This window comes from Streptomyces sp. NPDC051064 (assembly GCF_044455985.1).
In the GTDB taxonomy this organism is placed as follows: Bacteria; Actinomycetota; Actinomycetes; order Streptomycetales; family Streptomycetaceae; genus Streptomyces.
On sequence record NZ_JBITFK010000016.1, the window covers coordinates 13,892 to 30,033 of the forward strand.

At 71.5% G+C, this 16,142-nt stretch carries 17 protein-coding genes; 8 read left to right on the forward strand and 9 right to left on the reverse strand.

What is annotated here, in order from left to right:
• Positions 1-30: 30 nt before the first annotated feature.
• Complete coding sequence (locus tag ACIBCU_RS36615) at positions 31-237, reverse strand: DUF5999 family protein (protein ID WP_103759919.1); 207 nt, start codon at positions 235-237, stop codon at positions 31-33.
• Between the two features lie 289 nt (positions 238-526).
• Positions 527-1,141: a hypothetical protein gene (locus ACIBCU_RS36620; protein ID WP_362929182.1), complete on the reverse strand. Its 615-nt coding sequence runs from the start codon at positions 1,139-1,141 to the stop codon at positions 527-529.
• Positions 1,142-1,633: 492 nt separating this feature from the next.
• On the opposite strand from ACIBCU_RS36620, the gene ACIBCU_RS36625 reads away from it, so the two are divergent.
• Both ACIBCU_RS36625 and ACIBCU_RS36630 read left to right on the forward strand, forming a co-directional pair.
• Entirely contained in the window at positions 1,634-3,139 is a 1,506-nt protein-coding gene (locus ACIBCU_RS36625; RefSeq protein WP_362929180.1) for a glutamate-cysteine ligase family protein, read from the forward strand.
• 79 nt (positions 3,140-3,218) lie between these two features.
• A complete protein-coding gene (locus ACIBCU_RS36630) occupies positions 3,219-4,028 on the forward strand; it encodes a type II CAAX endopeptidase family protein (protein WP_362929178.1) in 810 nt (269 codons plus the stop codon).
• A gap of 22 nt (positions 4,029-4,050) precedes the next feature.
• On the opposite strand, the gene ACIBCU_RS36635 is transcribed toward ACIBCU_RS36630, so the two are convergent.
• Entirely contained in the window at positions 4,051-4,872 is an 822-nt protein-coding gene (locus ACIBCU_RS36635; RefSeq protein ID WP_362929176.1) for a PhzF family phenazine biosynthesis protein, read from the reverse strand.
• Positions 4,873-4,972: 100 nt separating this feature from the next.
• A complete protein-coding gene (locus ACIBCU_RS36640) occupies positions 4,973-5,632 on the reverse strand; it encodes a class I SAM-dependent methyltransferase (protein WP_362929174.1) in 660 nt (219 codons plus the stop codon).
• A gap of 151 nt (positions 5,633-5,783) precedes the next feature.
• Here ACIBCU_RS36640 and ACIBCU_RS36645 point away from each other — a divergent pair, with 151 nt between their 5' ends.
• The 4 genes from ACIBCU_RS36645 (at position 5,784) to ACIBCU_RS36660 (ending at position 9,365) form a co-directional block, all read left to right on the forward strand.
• Positions 5,784-6,404 carry a PadR family transcriptional regulator gene (locus ACIBCU_RS36645; RefSeq protein WP_362929172.1) on the forward strand — a complete coding sequence of 207 codons (621 nt, stop codon included), beginning with the start codon at positions 5,784-5,786 and terminating at the stop codon, positions 6,402-6,404.
• Between the two features lie 212 nt (positions 6,405-6,616).
• Entirely contained in the window at positions 6,617-7,159 is a 543-nt protein-coding gene (locus ACIBCU_RS36650; RefSeq protein WP_399236844.1) for a Clp protease N-terminal domain-containing protein, read from the forward strand.
• Positions 7,160-7,226: 67 nt separating this feature from the next.
• Entirely contained in the window at positions 7,227-8,252 is a 1,026-nt protein-coding gene (locus tag ACIBCU_RS36655; RefSeq protein ID WP_399236846.1) for an EamA family transporter, read from the forward strand.
• A 156-nt stretch (positions 8,253-8,408) separates the two neighbouring features.
• Entirely contained in the window at positions 8,409-9,365 is a 957-nt protein-coding gene (locus ACIBCU_RS36660) for an EamA family transporter (protein WP_362929166.1), read from the forward strand.
• A gap of 42 nt (positions 9,366-9,407) precedes the next feature.
• Here ACIBCU_RS36660 and ACIBCU_RS36665 read toward each other — a convergent pair whose 3' ends face one another.
• Positions 9,408-10,103 carry a pyridoxamine 5'-phosphate oxidase family protein gene (locus ACIBCU_RS36665; RefSeq protein ID WP_362929164.1) on the reverse strand — a complete coding sequence of 232 codons (696 nt, stop codon included), beginning with the start codon at positions 10,101-10,103 and terminating at the stop codon, positions 9,408-9,410.
• Between the two features lie 35 nt (positions 10,104-10,138).
• On the opposite strand from ACIBCU_RS36665, the gene ACIBCU_RS36670 reads away from it, so the two are divergent.
• A complete protein-coding gene (locus ACIBCU_RS36670) occupies positions 10,139-11,470 on the forward strand; it encodes an aminotransferase class I/II-fold pyridoxal phosphate-dependent enzyme (RefSeq protein WP_399236849.1) in 1,332 nt (443 codons plus the stop codon).
• A 183-nt stretch (positions 11,471-11,653) separates the two neighbouring features.
• Here ACIBCU_RS36670 and ACIBCU_RS36675 read toward each other — a convergent pair whose 3' ends face one another.
• The 4 genes from ACIBCU_RS36675 to ACIBCU_RS36690 all read right to left on the reverse strand — a co-directional run bounded on the left by ACIBCU_RS36675 (position 11,654) and on the right by ACIBCU_RS36690 (position 14,874).
• Positions 11,654-12,106, reverse strand: coding sequence for a Rieske (2Fe-2S) protein (locus ACIBCU_RS36675; protein WP_399236851.1), 453 nt, complete (start codon positions 12,104-12,106; stop codon positions 11,654-11,656).
• A gap of 82 nt (positions 12,107-12,188) precedes the next feature.
• Positions 12,189-12,878 (reverse strand): SGNH/GDSL hydrolase family protein, encoded by a 690-nt coding sequence (locus ACIBCU_RS36680; protein WP_399236853.1) that lies wholly within the window; start codon positions 12,876-12,878, stop codon positions 12,189-12,191.
• Positions 12,869-13,459 carry a hypothetical protein gene (locus tag ACIBCU_RS36685; protein WP_399236855.1) on the reverse strand — a complete coding sequence of 197 codons (591 nt, stop codon included), beginning with the start codon at positions 13,457-13,459 and terminating at the stop codon, positions 12,869-12,871. Before ACIBCU_RS36685 ends, ACIBCU_RS36680 begins: the two co-directional genes overlap by 10 nt.
• A gap of 209 nt (positions 13,460-13,668) precedes the next feature.
• Complete coding sequence (locus tag ACIBCU_RS36690; protein WP_399236904.1) at positions 13,669-14,874, reverse strand: cytochrome P450; 1,206 nt, start codon at positions 14,872-14,874, stop codon at positions 13,669-13,671.
• A gap of 256 nt (positions 14,875-15,130) precedes the next feature.
• On the opposite strand from ACIBCU_RS36690, the gene ACIBCU_RS36695 reads away from it, so the two are divergent.
• Positions 15,131-16,111, forward strand: a complete 981-nt coding sequence (locus ACIBCU_RS36695; RefSeq protein ID WP_399236857.1) for an LLM class F420-dependent oxidoreductase — start codon at positions 15,131-15,133, stop codon at positions 16,109-16,111.
• Positions 16,112-16,142: the final 31 nt, after the last annotated feature.

Sequence of the window (16,142 nt, forward strand, 5' to 3'; positions counted from 1 at the left end):
GGGCCGGCCCCCGTGTTCCGTCGGCCGCGGTCAGGCGGCCTTCATCACCTGGCCGCTCTTCAGCGGGCGGTGAGGGGCGATGATCTGCCCGTCAGGGAGCAGCTCACCGGTGTCCTCGAAGAGGAGGACGCCGTTGCACAGCAGGCTCCAGCCCTGTTCCGGGTGGTGGGCCATCAGACGTGCGGCTTCCCGGTCGTTGGAGTCAGCGGTCGGACAGGGTGGCTGGTGCTGGCACATGGGTGGGTTCTTTCGCTGCGTCGATTCGAGTGTCCTGCGGCTGGACGATGTGTTCATGGCCGCCCCCGTATCAAGTCGGTCCGGTCCCAGTGTTGCCCTACGGACGTCTCTCCGCAGGGATTTCGCGGCAGCTGCTGTTCTCCTCCCATGACGCATCACCCGGCCGGACGGTTCGATCCAACTGGGCTGTCCGTTCGGATGGTTCGGGGTGACCTGACCGGACTAGTCCGGACGGGTACGGACGCGCCCCCGCCGAGCGGTCTCGGCGGGGGCGCGTGTGTCAGGAGTGTCAGGCCGGCGACCCGAGGAGGCCGGGGAGTTCGGGCAGGTCCGGAAGAGGCGCCGGGGTGACACGCAGTGTCATGACCGGGAGCAGCTCCGCGACGTGGTGCGGACGGTGGGCCGTGATGCCCGGGGGAGCGGGTGCCAGGGGCACCAGCACATCGGTCGGAGCGAGCGTGCCGCCGGCGGCGTCGGCCTCGATGTCGTGGTGCAGCCACAGCGTGAACATGTACAGCTCGGGCACCGACAGCAGACGCGGCTGGTAATGCGTCGTCGCCGACTCCGCCTGGCGTACGGCGAGTTCGGTGGAGACGATGTAAGGACCCTCGAAGAAGTGCGAGAAGGTCCAGCCGTCGGCGGTGAGCATGGTGTCCGCGGCGGCGACGGCGCGCTCACCACTGCGGATCAGGAATCGCCAGCCGGCGAGGCGGGTGCGTGGTGCGGCGTCGTTCGGCACGATCCGGTCCAGTACATGGACGGGCAGCGGAAGTTCGGGGCTCAGCGATCCCTGGACGGACCGGAGAGCGGGCGTATGGGCCTCGCGGACTGCGGTGGGAGAACCGAGTGCCGCGAGAACGCTGCGCAGTGCGGGCGCTGGGGCCGGGGAAACATGCAGCGGCATAATGGGTCGCCTCTCACTTCGGAGACACGGTGGTGCGTGGGCGGGTGCAGACGGCGCTGTCGGCGTGCGGGGCCAGAGGAAGGCCGGTGACGGGGCGGACGGGCCGGTGCGTCAACTCTCTGCCTCCTTCGCAGAGTTTATACGACAAATGTTCACACGGTGTTTCGGCTAGCCGACCCGCATATTGCGCGCAAGGCGGATTCGAGACTTTGAATTGCGCGGTTTCTGTGGATTCGGGTCGCTCCCGACCCGCGTCGCCAGGTACTTTCCCGGCGCGGCGGTAGGCTGAAACACGTCGGCGTTTCAGCCGGGCAACCCGATCGGGCAAACTGCATATGCCCCATGCCTTCGGAATGTGCCTCCGGCTCCAGTCACCAGACTACTGGGTGCCCATCGGCCGCGGAGGCGTTACGGATCATCTCGTCGGGGCACTATCGATCGTGATACGAGCGGCCTGTGCCGCGGGCCGCCCACTCGAGGAGGGACCCTTCGATGGGTGAGAAGGTCGTGGCGGGTGCCTTTGCCGCGTCCGATCGGCAGGCGTACCGCGAGAAGCTCACCCAGTGCCTGGCGGGGCTGGAGAGGCTCCTGTCGGAGCGGAGGTTCGATCGTCCCAGGAATCTCATGGGGCTGGAGATCGAGCTGAATCTCGCGGGATCGGACGGCATGCCGAGGATGCGGAATGCGGAGGTTCTCCAGCGCATCGCCAGCCGGGATTTCCAGACGGAACTGGGGATGTTCAACCTGGAAGTAAATATTCTCCCCCACCGGCTGAGCGGTCGGGTATTCGATCAGCTGGCCGAGGAGTTGCGTACGGGGCTCGCATATGCCCACCGGAAGGCCGCGGAGGTCGATGCGGGGATCGTGATGATCGGCATCCTGCCGACTCTCGGCCGGGACGACGTGGTTTCGGCAAACCTCTCGGACGTCGACCGTTACACGCTCCTCAACGATGAAATGGCGGCCGCGCGCGGCGAGGAATTCGTCCTCGATATCGAAGGTGTCGAGCGATTGGTCTCGACCTCCGCCTCGATCGCCCCCGAGTCGGCCTGCACCTCGGTGCAGTTGCACCTCCAGGTGACGCCGGACCGTTTCGCCGACGTCTGGAACGCGGCGCAGGCCATCGCGTCCGTGCAGATCGCACTCGGAGCCAACTCCCCCTTCCTGTTCGGCAAGGAGCTGTGGCGCGAGTCGAGGCCGCCGCTGTTCCAGCAGGCCACGGACGTGCGGCCGCCCGAACTGCGGAATCAGGGGGTACGCCCCAGGACCTGGTTCGGGGAGCGCTGGATCAGTTCGGCGTACGAGCTCTTCGAGGAGAACCTGCGCTACTACCCGCCCCTGCTGCCGATCTGCGACGAGGAGGATCCCCTGCGGGTCCTCGACGAGGGCGGTGTACCGGCCCTGGCCGAGCTCGTCCTGCACAACGGCACGGTCTACCGGTGGAACCGTCCGGTGTACGGGCTGGCCGACGGCGTGCCCCACCTGAGGGTGGAGAACCGGGTCCTGCCCGCCGGCCCCACGGTCGACGATGTGATCGCCAATGCCGCCTTCTACTACGGGCTGGTACGCGCGCTCGCCGACGAATCCCGGCCGGTGTGGACCAAGCTGCCCTTCGAGGCGGCAGCCGAGAACTTCGACGCCGCCTGCCGTCACGGGATCGAGGCCGAGCTGCTGTGGCCGCGCCCCGGCCGCTCCGGCGGCGTGGCGAAGGTGCCGGCCGTCAAGCTCGTACGGGACGAACTGCTGCCGCTCGCGGCCGCCGGGCTGGACGCGTGGAACATCGAGCCCTCGGACCGGGACCGCTACCTCGGCGTCATCGAGGAGCGCTGCAGGCTCAGGGTGAACGGCGCCTCCTGGCAGGTCGACACCTACCACCGCGCCCTGGAGGCGGGACTCGAACGGGAGGGCGCGCTGGCAGCCACCACCCGGCGCTACGGCGAGCTGATGCAGGTGGGTGAGCCGGTGCACACCTGGCCCATCGGCTTTCCCGCACCCTGAGGAGACCACCGCCCGGTGTCCTTCCGCCCCGGCCCCGTCGGGCAAGCTATGACGACGCATGGCTGACGACGCATAGCTGATGGCAGGTGTACAGGTGGAGGCGGGGCGCGTGGCTGAATCCATTCCTCACGAGGAGGTGTCCCGGCGGATCCTCCGGTCGGAGACCCTCCTCGTGCTGGCTCTCTCGCTCGGGGCCAGCGGGGTGTCCGCCCTGATCAGCTTCATCGGGTCGCTGACGAAACCCGGGGGTCTCAAGGACCAGGCGGCGACGCTGAACGGCTCGTACGCTCCCGGGCGGCCCTGGCTGGACCTGGCCTGGCAGCTGTTCGGCATCGCCTCCGCCCTGGTGCCGGTCGCGCTGGTGGCCCACCTGCTGCTCCGGGAGCGGGCCGGACTGCGGACCCTCGGTCTCGACCGCACCAGGCCCTGGCCGGACCTGGGCAGGGGGACCCTCGTCGCGGCGGGGATCGGCAGCGTGGGGCTGGCGTTCTACCTGGTGGCGCGGGCCGCGGGATTCAACCTGACGGTTGTGCCGGAGTCACTGCCCGACGTGTGGTGGAAGTTCCCCGTACTGATCCTCTCCGCGGTGCAGAACTCCCTCGTGGAGGAAATCATCGTCGTCGGCTATCTGCTCCGCCGGCTGGGGCAGTTGGGGTGGACGCCCATGGCCGCACTGGTGGCGAGTTCCGTACTGCGCGGCTCGTACCACCTGTACCAGGGGGTCGGCGGCTTCATCGGGAACATGGCCATGGGCGTCGTCTTCGTGCTGCTCTACAGGCGCTGGGGGCGGGTGGGTCCGCTGGTCGTCGCGCACGCCCTGCTCGACATCGGGGCGTTCGTCGGATACGCGCTGCTCGCCGGGAAGGTGGGCTGGCTGCCCACCCCGTGAGCGGGGCCCGCTCCCGCCGTTGTCAGAGCCCGGCGAGCAGTTCCCCGTCGATCACCGTGACCGCGCTGCCTGTCAGCAGCGTGCGCTCGCCGCGCAGGGAGGTGCGGACCAGGCCCGAGCGGGCGGAGACCTGGAGTCCGACGAGGTCGTCACGGCCGAGCCTGGCCGACCAGAAGGGCGCCAGGGCGGTGTGGGCGCTGCCGGTCACCGGATCCTCGTCGATGCCGACCCCGGGGAAGAAGCCGCGCGAGACGAAGTCGTACGCCCCGGCGGGGTCCTCGGCCGCCGCCGTGGCGATGACGCCCCGACGGGAGCAGGAGGCGAGTGCGGGGAAGTCGGGCTTCAGGGCCCGTACGGCCGCTTCGTCGGCGAGCTCCACCAGGAGGTCGCCGACGTGCTTCCCCGTGTCGTGGAGGGAGAGGGGCGACGCGCCGAGCGCTTCCGCGAGCCCGGGCGGGGCGGTCGCGGGGGTGAGCGGCGCGGTCGGGAAGTCCAGCGTCAGAGTGCCGTCGGCATGGGCGGTCGTGCGCAGGACGCCGGAACGGGTGGCGTGGCGCACCGTGCCGCTCGCGACTCCGGTCGTGTGCAGGACGTGGGCGGTGGCGAGTGTCGCGTGCCCGCAGAGATCGACCTCGGTGGTGGGGGTGAACCAGCGCAGCGCCCAGTCGGCCTCGCCGCCCGGCGGCAGGGGATGGGCGAAGGCCGTCTCCGGGAGATTGACCTCGGAGGCGATGCGCTGGAGGCGGTCCGACTCGGGGAAGGTGCCGGAGTCCAGGATCACGACTCCGGCAGGGTTGCCGGCGAAGGGGCGGTCGGTGAACGCGTCGACGATGCGGATCTTCATGAAGCCGACCGTAGGCGGGGCCGTTCCGCGTGGTCCAAGGCCAATCGCGGATGCGCGGCCTGTGGGGCGCCAGGGGCCGGGCGCCGCGCCCGGAACCCGCTCAGGGACCCTCGGGTTTCCGGGCGAAGAAGGTGCCGGCCGCCCTCTTCGACCCTTCGCCGGGCTCCTCCAGCAGGCGCGCGGTGATGACGAGTCCGGCCTGTTCCAGCAGGGCGACGATCCGGTCCGGCTCCACCAGATGGGACTCGTAGGAGACCGGATGGCCTCCGTAGGCTCGCGTCGGACGCAGGAGCTCGCCGTCTCCCACATGGCCGGCCATCATCAGGTGCCCGCCGGGCGCGAGCGCGCGCCGGAACTCGGCGAACACGACGGGCAGTATCTCCGGTGGCGTGTGGTGGGTCGAGTAGTAGGCCAGGATGCCGCCGAGCTCGCCGTCCCCGATCGGCAGCGCGGTCATCGAGCCGACCGCGAAGCGCAGACCCGGACAGTCCCGCCGGGCCAGCTCGATCATCTTCGGGGACACGTCGACGCCGAAGGCGGACACCCCCAGGCCGGCCAGGTGTGCCGTGACCTTGCCGGGCCCGCATCCCAGATCCGCGACCGGCCCGCGCCCGGCCGTCCGGACGACCTCGGCGAACGTGGCCAGCATCGCGCGTGACAGCGGATCGAGCTCCGCGGGGGCTTTGACGCGTGCCGCGTAGTCGGCGGCGACGGTGTCGTAGGACTCCCGGACCGCGGCGAGGTGGGAGGGCTCAGTCATGCACGCGACCTTAGGCCGTCCGCCACATGGAGGCGGCGCAGTTTTCCGAACGCTTGCCAGGCGATAGCTTCCGATATATCGTTGAGGTATCGCGATCGTTCAATGAAGAGTCGCGTGATACCGAAGAAGACATGAAGAGAGGAGCGCAGTCATGCGTTCACAAGGAAACGACCACGGACACAACCACGGCTGCGGCCCCGGGCGCCGAGGCGCCGGCAGGGGAGACTTCGAAGGCCGCGCCGCCTTCGGCCCGTTCGGGCCGCCCTTCGGCGGCGGACCCTTCGGAGGCGGGCCTTTCGGCGGCGGACGCGGCCGTGGAGGCGGCCGGGGGAGGGCCAGGCGCGGCGACGTACGCGCGTCCATCCTCGCGCTGCTCAAGGACCGCTCGATGCACGGTTACGAGATGATCCAGGAGATCGGCGAGCGCAGCGGAGGGGCCTGGAAGCCCAGCCCCGGCTCGGTGTACCCCACCCTCCAGCTGCTGGAGGACGAGGGCCTGATCATCAGCGCCAGCGAGGGCGGCAAGAAGCTGTTCACCCTCACCGACCTCGGCCGCAGCGAGGCCGAGTCCGGCCCCGAGGCCCCCTGGGAAGAGGCGGGGCGCGGTGTCGACTGGGAGGGCGTCAACGAGATCCGGCAGGCCGGCTTCGGTCTGATGGAGGCGTTCGGCCAGGTCTGGAAGACCGGCTCTGCCGACCAGCGGCAGAAGGCCCTCACGGTGATCAACGACGCCCGTAAGAAGCTGTACCTGATCCTCGCCGACGAGAACTGAGCCGTGCGGTACGCGCAAGCGGAGAAGGGCCCCGTCGCGGGGCCCTTTTTCTGTCCTCCGTACGGACCGGCGCCCCCGCCGCCTCGCTGCCCGTGATGGCGCGATCTCATCCCCGAGGATGAGGGACCCCGCAGCGGTCCCCGCCTTCCGTGGGATGCCGGATGGGCCGCGCCGGGGATGTGTTCGCCCCCCGGGACTGATGGGGTGGAGATGTGCAGAACCGGACATCAGGGATCCCCGAACAAGCCACACCGAACCACCCGTGGGCCGGCGCCGGGCTGAGCGCCGCGATGACCGCCGTGGTGACGGGGGCGCGCCGGCGGGCGGTGCGCGACGGCGACCGCCATGTCGACACGGCTCACCTCCTGCACTCCCTCGTCGAGTCCGACCCCGAGGTCCGGCAGGCCTTCGACGGAGGGCCGCAGCCGGCCAGGGTGCTCGGATATCTCGTGCAGCGCAGCATCGGATACGGCCTCCGCTGGCAGGGGACACAGGAGGATTCGGGCGCCTTCCCGGCCGTACGGGAACCCGCGGGCGAAGGGTGGTCGCCCTCGGCGGCAGCGGCCATGGACCGGGCCGTGCGGAGCGCGCTGCTGCGCGGGGAGTTCCACGCCGACGGGCTCGACCTGCTGGCGGCGCTGGTCGCGGATCCCCGATGCCGTGCGGTCGAGGTGCTGGAACGGGCCGGGGTCACGGTCGAGCCGCTGCGCGTGCGTGTGGCGGACCGAACGGCCGCGAAGAGCCCGCAGGGGTGATCATGAACACGCGGCGGACAGGTGTGACGGGGGTGACGCTGCTGACGCCTGCTGCCATGATGTGCCGATGCACGCGACTCAGGGGAGAAGTGCCGGTCTGGGCCTGGCCCTTGTCTCGGCCCTCGCATTCGGTGGTTCAGGGGTTGCGGCCAAGCCGCTGATCGAGGCGGGGCTCGACCCGCTGCACGTGGTGTGGCTGCGGGTGACCGGCGCCGCGCTCGTCATGCTGCCGGTCGCGTGGCGGCACCGGAATCTGGTGCGCGAGCGGCCCGTACTGCTGGCCGGTTTCGGGCTGTTCGCCGTGGCCGGGGTGCAGGCCTTCTACTTCGCGTCGATCTCACGCATCCCGGTCGGCGTCGCGCTCCTCATCGAGTATCTGGCGCCCGCCCTCGTCCTCGGCTGGGTGCGTTTCGTGCAGCGGCGGCTCGTCACCCGCGCCGCCGCGGCGGGTGTGGTGCTCGCGGTCGGGGGACTCGCCTGTGTCGTCGAGGTGTGGGCCGGCCTGAGCTTCGACGCGGTCGGTCTGCTCCTCGCCCTCGGTGCGGCGTGCTGCCAGGTGGGCTACTTCGTCCTGTCGGACCAGGGCGCCGGCCACGGCGACACGGCGGACGCCGAACCTCCGCACCCGGTGGGCGTGATCGCGTACGGACTGCTGGCGGGCGCGGCCGTACTCACGGTGGTGGCCGGCCCCTGGGCCATGGACTGGGCGGTCCTCGGGAGGACCGCGGACATGGACGGGCACGAGGTGCCCGCCTGGCTGCTCCTCGGATGGATCGTGCTGCTCGCGACCGTGCTGGCCTACGCCACCGGTGTGATGTCGGTACGCCTGCTCTCGCCCCAGGTCGCGGGCGTCGTCGCCTGCCTGGAAGCGGTCATCGCAACCGTGCTCGCCTGGGTGCTGCTGGGCGAGCACCTGTCCGCGCCACAACTCGTGGGTGGAGGCGTGGTGCTGCTCGGTGCTCTGATCGCGCAGTCGTCCGCGCCCAAGCCGCCGTCAGGGCCGGTGGCATCGGGGCCGGGACCGGGGGCGGCGGGGGCCCGCGAGCCGGCCGGTTCCGGAAGTGAGTTGTCCCGGCCTCCGGCCTCGCCGTAGGGTGCCGATCATGCCGCTGACCGTACTTCCGCCTCCTGCCGCCTAGCGCGAGGCGGCCACTCCGGACGAAGACCGGGCTCGGGTACGTCCCGAGCGGTTCGTCGCTGCCCGCGCGCGGAGCCGAGCGACCACCACCCCCTTCTTCTGGAGAGTCACGTGTCCCACCCTGTTCCCGGCCTGCCCGTCGGGCGGAGCCTTGTCTATCTCGTCGTCGCCGGTCTCGCCTGGGGGACGGCGGGCGCGGCCGCCTCCCTCCTCTTCCGGATCAGCGATCTCGGGCCGCTCGCACTGTCGTTCTGGCGCTGCGTCGGCGGCCTCGCCCTGCTGGGCGGGGTGCTCGCACTGCGCCCCCGCCGGCCGCGTACCCCCACCGAGCCGCGCCGTCGGCGGCTGCTCCGCATCCTGGGGACCGGCATCGGCCTGACCGTGTTCCAGAGCGCGTACTTCGCGGCGGTCGAGGCGACCGGACTCGCGGTCGGAACCGTCGTCACCCTGGGCGCGGGCCCCGTCCTCATCGCGGTCGGCGCGCGGCTCACCATGGGGGAGCGGCTGGGCGGGGGCGGGCTCGCCGCGGTGGCGGGCGCGCTCATCGGTCTCGCCGTGCTGGTGCTCGGCGGCGAGCCGGCCGAAGTGCGGCCCGTCGGACTGCTGCTGGCCGTGCTGTCCGCCGCGGGGTACGCGGCGATCACGCTGCTCACCCGGTGGCTCGGCCGGGACGGTGCGGCCGGCGACTCCCTCTCCACCAGCGCGTGGGCCTTCGGCATCGGCGCCGTGGGTCTGCTCCCCATGGCGGCGGCCGAAGGCCTCGTGCCGCACACCGTGGAGACGGGGCAGGTGCTGTGGCTGCTCGTCTACGTGGCGGCGGTGCCGACCGCGCTCGCCTACGCGCTCTACTTCGCGGGTGCCGCGGTGGTCCGCTCGGCGACCGTGTCCGTGATCATGCTTCTCGAACCGGTGAGCGCCGCCGTCATCGCGGTGACCGTGCTGCGGGAGCGGCTCACCGCGGCCACGGTCATCGGCACGCTGCTCCTGCTCGCCGCCGTGGCGGGACTGGCCTTCTCCGAGACGCGTGGTGCCGCCGCCGCCCGCCGTGGGGCCGCCGTGGCGGCCTGACCGACGAGGTCACGGGCGGGAGGCAGGCCGCCGCTCCGGAGGTCATAGAACGGTGAGGTAGTCCGGCACCTGGACCGAGGGGTCCAGGTCGCCGGACGGCACCGGCGCCGCGTATCGGTGGTCCAGCGGAACCACGCCCGCCCAGTACGGCAGCGAGAGGTCCTCGGGGTCGTCGTTCGGCCCGCCCGTACGGGACTTGGCGGAGACCTCGTCGAGGTCCAGGCGGATCACCGCGGTCGCGGCGAGCTCCTTCGCGTCGGCGGGCCGGGAGTCCTTCGACCTGCCCGGCACGACCTGGTCGACGATGGCGTCGAGTGCGATGCGCCGCTCCTCCGGGTCGGTCACCGTACGGGCGATGCCGTGGACCACCACGGAGCGGTAGTTCATCGAGTGATGGAAGGCCGAACGGGCCAGCACCAGGCCGTCCACATGCGTCACCGTCAGGCAGACGGCGAGACCCGGATCCGCCGCGCCCGTCGCGCGCAGCGGGCGTGATCCGGTCGAGCCGTGCACGTACAGCCGGTCGCCGACCCTGGCGAAGAGGGTCGGGAGGACGACGGGCGCGCCGTCGCGGATGAAGCCCAGGTGGCAGAGGTAGGCCGTGTCGAGTATCGAGTGGACCGTTTCGTGGTCGTACGAGGCGCGTTCCCTGGACCGGCTCGGGACCGTGCGGTCCGTCCGCTCGTAGGCGGCTGCCCCGGGAAGGCCGGTGCTGTCGGGCGTGGCGGTGTCCGGCATTGCGTACTCCATTGCACTAGTGCATACTGATGTTTGTGCTAGGAGAGTATCGGATCAGTGGGCGGCGTGCATCCGACATTGCCGCGAGTGTGGAGCGTGGTGTCGCGTCGGGTGACCTCGCGCCCGGCCATGTCCTGCCGCCCATGCGGGAGTTGGCGACCTTGCTGGGGGTGAATCCGAATACGGTGGCCGCCGCCTACCGGACCCTTCGCGAGCGTGGAGTGATCGAGACGGCGGGGCGCCGGGGCAGCCGGGTGCGGCCGCGGCCCGCGAGCACGGCGCGTGGATCACTCCGCGTGGAGGCTCCCCCGGGTGTCCGTGACCTGGGTGACGGCAACCCCGACCCCGCCCTGCTGCCGGGCCTCGGGGAGGCGCTGGCCGCCGCCGCGGAGGCGTACGGCCGGGAGCCCGGTCTCTACGGGGACGCGGCGGTGGTCCCACTCCTCGGGGACCTCGCGCGGGCGGGTCTGGACGCCGATGGTGTGCCCGCCGGGCCGGTGGCGGTCGCCTCCGGGTCCCTCGACGCGATCGAGCGTGTGCTCGCCGCGCACCTCAGGCCCGGAGACGCGGTCGCCGTCGAGGACCCGGGGTGGGGCGCGCTGCTGGATCTCGTCCCGGCGCTCGGGATGCGCGTCGTCCCCGTCGCCCTGGACTGCGACGGCCCTCTGTCGGGCGAGGTGGAGCGAGCCCTGCGGGACGGGGCCAGGGCCCTGGTGGTCACCGACCGGGCGCAGAACCCGACCGGTGCGGCGGTGAGCAGCCGGAGGGCCGCCGAGCTGCGGTCCGTTCTCGCGGAGCATCCCGGTGTGCTCCTGATCGAGGACGACCACGGCCACGCCATCGTCGACCTGCCGGTGCACCCGCTCGCCGGCGTCACGGAGCGCTGGGCCTTCGTGCGATCGGTCTCCAAGGCGTACGGACCCGACCTGCGGCTCGCGGTGCTCACCGGCGACGGGCTCACCGTGGACCGGGTGACGGGGCGTCAGCGGCTGGGGCCCGGCTGGGTCAGTGGGCTGCTGCAGCGGACCGTGGCGCACCTGTGGGCGACAGGGGCCGTCGACACGGCAGTGATCGCCAACTCCTACGGGCTGCGCAGGGACGCGCTCGTACGGGCCCTGGGGGAGCGGGGGATCGCGGCGTACGGGCGGACCGGGATGAATGTGTGGGTCCCGGTGAGCGACGAGACCGGCGCGGTGGCCCGGATGCTGCACTCGGGCTGGGCCGTGGCCCCGGGGGCTCGGTTCCGTATGACCTCGCCGCAAGGGGTGCGCCTGACCGTCTCGTCGCTGTCCGCCGCCGACATCGAACCGCTGGCCGACGCGGTGGCGGCAGCGGTACCGCCCGCCCGCCCGGTCAGTTACGGCTGAGCGGTCCGGCAGGAGGGGGCGCCCCGGCCGGTCCCCGGGCCCGGCTCCGGGTGAGGGCCGCGCCCGCGAGGACCACCAGGGCTCCCACCTAGGTGTTCCAGCTCAACTGCTCGCCGAGCAGGGTCACTCCGGCGAGGCCCCGACGGTCCGTGATCACGCAACGGCCCCGCCCGGTGAGGCCTCTCACGCCTGAGTGATGGAGCCGCCCTCCACCCGGATCTGCTTCTCCGGCAGCGGCATCGTCGCCGGGCCGCCCGTCGCCTCGCCGGTCGCCGCGTCGAACGTACTGTTGTGGCACGGGCAGGTGATCACGCCGTCGGCGATCCCCTTCACCGCGCAGCCCTGGTGGGTGCACTTCGAGGAGAACGCCTTGAACTCACCGGCCTTCGGCTGCGTCACCACCACCCCCTGATCGGCGAAGACGACGCCTCCGCCCTCCGGGATGTCGGCTGTCCGGGCGAGGGGCGCGCCGCCGTTCGCACCGTCCCCCTCCTCGGCCGGTTCGACCGTGTCCGAACCGCCGGAGTCCTTGGATCCGCCGCCGCACGCGGTGAGAGCGACGGCCAGTCCCGTCGCCCCGACCGCGACGACGGCACGACGCCCTACATGGACCTGGGTCTCCTGCGATGCGCTCATGCCCAGCTTTCCCTTCGTCGGAGTACGAGACGCCGGGTGAGGATGACGTCAGGTGTGGATACGGAGCCTCGCAGCCGCGCGTTCAGTCGCGGGGCAGATTCCTCCGCGCCGGCCCGGCGAGGAGCATGCCGAGGTCGACGGCATCGGCCATCGCGCGGGTGCCCGCGTCGCCGGGGTGCAGACCGTCCCCGCTGTCGTAGGCGGGATCCAGCGCCAGCGGATCGGTGGCCGACGCGGTGGCCGCCGCGAAGTCGACCACTCCGTCGAAGGCGCCGGAGTGCCGGATCCAGGCGTTGACCGTGGTCCAGGTCGCCTGTCGTTCGGGGGTCCACACGAACGACCCGCGGAAGGGCAGCAGCGTCCCGCCGTACACCGGGACGCCCTTGGCGCGCACCTTCTCGATGAACGTCCGGTACCCGGCGATGATCTCCTCGGCGGACGCGTCGAAGCCGATGTCGTTGATGCCCTCCTGCAGGATGACGGCCCTCACGCCGCTCTGACCGAGCGCGTCGCGCTCCACCCGGGAAATGCCCGACGGGCCGTAGTAGGGCTCGCCGTCCCGCTCGGCGATGAGGCGGTTGCCGCCCAGCCCCGCGTTGACCACGGCGAGCGTGCGCCCCGTCCGGTCCTGCAGCCGACGGGCGAGGTGGTCCGGATAGCGCTGGTCGGCATTGCCGGTGGTGCTCGCGGTGTCGGTGATGGAATCCCCGAACGTGACCACGGCACCGGCCGTACGGGCGCTCCCGCGTACGTCGACCCCGCTCACCAGCATCCAGCAGGGGTGTCCGAGTAGGGGGTGCCCGACGTGTCGCCGGCCGCGTCCCCGGCGGCGAGGTAATTCCCCTGGGCGGTGAACGGATGGTTCGTCACCGGGCCCGTGGCCTCGTCCACGTGCACGCTGACCAGCAGCCTGGAGAGGGCTTCCACCCGCATCGGTACGGGGTCGCTGAAGAGGTCCTCACCTGCTGCGATCGTGGTGTCCCGGCGGCCGTCGAAGGTCAGGGTGCGCAGTGTGCCCGGCACGGCCGCGGCCCCGGACCGCTGGAGCGCGACCGTGACTTGGTCCACGCTCACCGGCCGTGTGCCGAAGGTGTTGGCGAGCCGGACGCGGACGCCGGCACCGCCGGCGCTGACGAAGAGCACATTGCGGACGGTCCGGTTCTCCAGTCCCGATCCGGCGGGGCAGGTGCTGCCGGGGATCTCACTGCCGGCCACCTGGCTCGCACCCCAGGCGGCGACCCACTTCCCGCCCGGGCCGTGGGCGGAGGCGTGCGGCACCTGTGTGACGGAGAGGGCGACGGCGCTCACGGTGGTGAGGGCCAGTCGCGTGGCCGCGGAGGGGCGTAAGCGCATCGGCGTACTCCTTCGTGCGGTGCGTCGACGGGGCGCCCCGCACCGCACCGCCTCTGAGGGGTCCGGCAACGTTGTCACCCGCCGGACAGGTCTGCCGTTATGCAGGAGACCGGAGCCGGCACGGGGACACAAGGGCTGTTCGAGTCAGGTGGGAACACCTGGTGTCCGACTTCCACCCCCGCGCCGGTCCTGCAGCCCGGCCCTCCGCCTCAGCCGCGCAGGCGTACCGGCAGCGCCCTCACGCTGTTGCCCACGAAGGAGGCGTGGCGCGGCAGTTCGGCCTCCGGGACGGCGAGATCCAGGTCGGGGAAGCGCGCGAACAGCTGCGCGAGCGCCGCAGTGCCCTCCATCCGGGCCAGCGGGGCGCCCATGCAGTAGTGCGCGCCATGCCCGAGCGAGAGGTGCCGGGTCCCGCTGTCACGGGTGATGTCGAACCGGTCGGCATCCGGGCCGTGGGTCTTCCTGTCGCGGCCCGCCGCGGAGTAACCGGCCAGCACCGGGGTCCCCTTGGGGATGACGGTGCCGTCGAGTGTCAGATCGCGGGTCGGGTAGCGGAACGGGAAGTAGCTGACCGGGCTGTCCCAGCGCAGCGTCTCCTCCACCACGTCCTCCCAGCTCGCCCCGCCCGACCGGACCAGGTCGAGCTGATCCCGGTGGGCGCACAGGGCACGTACGGCGTTGGTGATCAGATTGAGCGTCGTCTCGTGTCCGGCGATGATCGTGAGCATCAGGGTGCCGATCAGCTCGTGCGGGCCCAGCCGGTCGCCGTCAGCCTCCCGGGCCGCGATCAGCGCGCTGATGAGGTCGTCCCCGGGACTCTCCGTCCGGGCGGCCGCCACGGCGCTGAGCACCTCCACCATCTCCCGGTTGGCCGCCATGGCCTCGGCGGGGGCTGTGTCGGTGGCGACGATGCGGTTGGACAGATGGTGCAGCCGGTCGTGGTGCTCGGCGTCCACACCCAGGAGCTCGCAGATGACACCCATGGGCAGCGGAAACGCGAAGTGCGCGCGCAGGTCGGCGACACCGTCACCGGCGATCGCGGCCCGGTCGAGACCGTCCAGGAGCGAGGCCGTCAACGCCTCCACGCGTGGCCGGAGTGCCTCCACCCGGCGCGCGGTGAAGGCCTTGCTCATCAGGGACCGCAGCCGTCGGTGGTCGGCGCCGTCGGCGGTTGTCATCCCCTGCACCGTCGCGAACGTCTTCAACGGCCAGCCGTCGGCGATCTCACCCGCCTGGAGCGCCGCGAAGTGCTGCGCGTCCTTGGCGACATCGGGGTGCGACAGAAATTCCTTGAGGGCGTCATGCCCCAGGACCGCCATGCCCTCCACCTCGCCGGGCAGGATCACCGCGGTGACAGCGCCCTGGGACAGCAGGCGGGCGTTGGCCGCGTGCGGGCAGCCGCCGGACGGGTCCATGCGGTGTGGGCTGCCGGGTGAGGAGTTCACCGGTGACGTGTTCAACTGGGCTCCTTCTCGAAGGATGTTTCCCCTGCTCGCGTGACAAGCGGATGATGCCAGTGGTGACCCGGTGCCGCACTGGCGGGTGTTGACACGGCCACAGTCGAAGTTCATAGTTCCATTGTTGGCGAACTATTAAATGAAACTGGAGTGGCTTTGGCCCGGGCGACTCGGCTCGTCCAGGTGCTGCCCGTGAGAAGGAAGGAGTGAGCCGTTGGACCGCTACGGGGTGACGATCCCGCTCCAGACCGTTCCTCTGTCCGCACACCGTCGCATCATCGAGGAACTCCCGGATCTCGGCTACACGGACGCCTGGACCGGCGAGGCAGCCGGCTACGACGGCTTCACACCGCTCGCGCTGGCCGCCGCATGGGCACCGGAGCTGAGGGTGGGAACCGCCGTGCTGCCGGTGCAGACGCGCGGCCCGGCTCTGCTGGCGATGACGGTCGCGACGCTGGCGGAGGCCGCGCCCGGGCGGGTCGTGCTCGGGGTGGGATCCTCGGGGCCTCCGTTCGTCACGCGCATCAACGGCATCCCCTTCGAACATCCCTATCGAAGGGTTCGCGACACGGTGCGCTTCCTCAAGGCGGCCCTGAACGGGGAGTACGTGTCCGGCGACTTCGACTCGTTCAGCATCGAAGGCTTCCGCGTCGCCTCCGTACCCGACCCGGCACCTCCTGTCCTCATCGGTGCCCTGCGGCCGCAGATGCTGCGGCTCGCCGGGCGGGAGGCTGACGGGCTCGTCACCAATTTCCTCGCCGTGGACGATCTTCCTCAGGTGGTGGAGGCGATGGGTCCCGAGGGCAAGGCGAAGGAAGTGGTCGCGCGGATCTTCGTCTGCCCCACCCGGGACAGGGGCTACGCCCGGGCACAGGGCCGGGCGATGCTGGGCGCGATCCTCAACGCGCGGACCTACTCGGCCTTCCACGACTGGCTCGGGCGGGGTGAGGTGCTGGAGCCCTCCAGGCGGGCCTGGGCTGCCGGTGACTTCAGGGGCGCCGCCGCGGCCGTACCGGACCGGCTCGTGGATGAACTCCTCGTCCACGGCAGCCCGGAGGAGTGCCGCGCGCATGTGGAGCGCTATGTCGACGCCGGTGTGGTCACACCGCTGCTCGCCGTGAGCCCCGCGCCCGAGTTCGGTGCCGGCCCCGACGGCATGCTGCGTGCCCTGCGGGCCCTTGCGCCGGTTTCCTGAACCGGCGATCGGCGTCGCCCGCCGGCCGGCC

Excerpts from the sequence above, each read along its gene's own strand:
- ACIBCU_RS36620 (WP_362929182.1), bottom strand. The coding sequence starts at position 1,141 with ATGCCGCTGCATGTTTCCCCGGCCCCAGCGCCCGCACTGCGCAGCGTT.
- ACIBCU_RS36635 (WP_362929176.1), bottom strand. The coding sequence starts at position 4,872 with ATGAAGATCCGCATCGTCGACGCGTTCACCGACCGCCCCTTCGCCGGC.
- ACIBCU_RS36655 (WP_399236846.1), top strand. The coding sequence starts at position 7,227 with ATGCACGCGACTCAGGGGAGAAGTGCCGGTCTGGGCCTGGCCCTTGTC.
- ACIBCU_RS36615 (WP_103759919.1), bottom strand. The coding sequence starts at position 237 with ATGTGCCAGCACCAGCCACCCTGTCCGACCGCTGACTCCAACGACCGG.
- ACIBCU_RS36675 (WP_399236851.1), bottom strand. The coding sequence starts at position 12,106 with ATGAGCGCATCGCAGGAGACCCAGGTCCATGTAGGGCGTCGTGCCGTC.
- ACIBCU_RS36665 (WP_362929164.1), bottom strand. The coding sequence starts at position 10,103 with ATGCCGGACACCGCCACGCCCGACAGCACCGGCCTTCCCGGGGCAGCC.
- ACIBCU_RS36630 (WP_362929178.1), top strand. The coding sequence starts at position 3,219 with ATGGCAGGTGTACAGGTGGAGGCGGGGCGCGTGGCTGAATCCATTCCT.
- ACIBCU_RS36685 (WP_399236855.1), bottom strand. The coding sequence starts at position 13,459 with ATGCGCTTACGCCCCTCCGCGGCCACGCGACTGGCCCTCACCACCGTG.
- ACIBCU_RS36645 (WP_362929172.1), top strand. The coding sequence starts at position 5,784 with ATGCGTTCACAAGGAAACGACCACGGACACAACCACGGCTGCGGCCCC.
- ACIBCU_RS36640 (WP_362929174.1), bottom strand. The coding sequence starts at position 5,632 with ATGACTGAGCCCTCCCACCTCGCCGCGGTCCGGGAGTCCTACGACACC.
- ACIBCU_RS36680 (WP_399236853.1), bottom strand. The coding sequence starts at position 12,878 with ATGCTGGTGAGCGGGGTCGACGTACGCGGGAGCGCCCGTACGGCCGGT.
- ACIBCU_RS36690 (WP_399236904.1), bottom strand. The coding sequence starts at position 14,874 with ATGGACCCGTCCGGCGGCTGCCCGCACGCGGCCAACGCCCGCCTGCTG.
- ACIBCU_RS36625 (WP_362929180.1), top strand. The coding sequence starts at position 1,634 with ATGGGTGAGAAGGTCGTGGCGGGTGCCTTTGCCGCGTCCGATCGGCAG.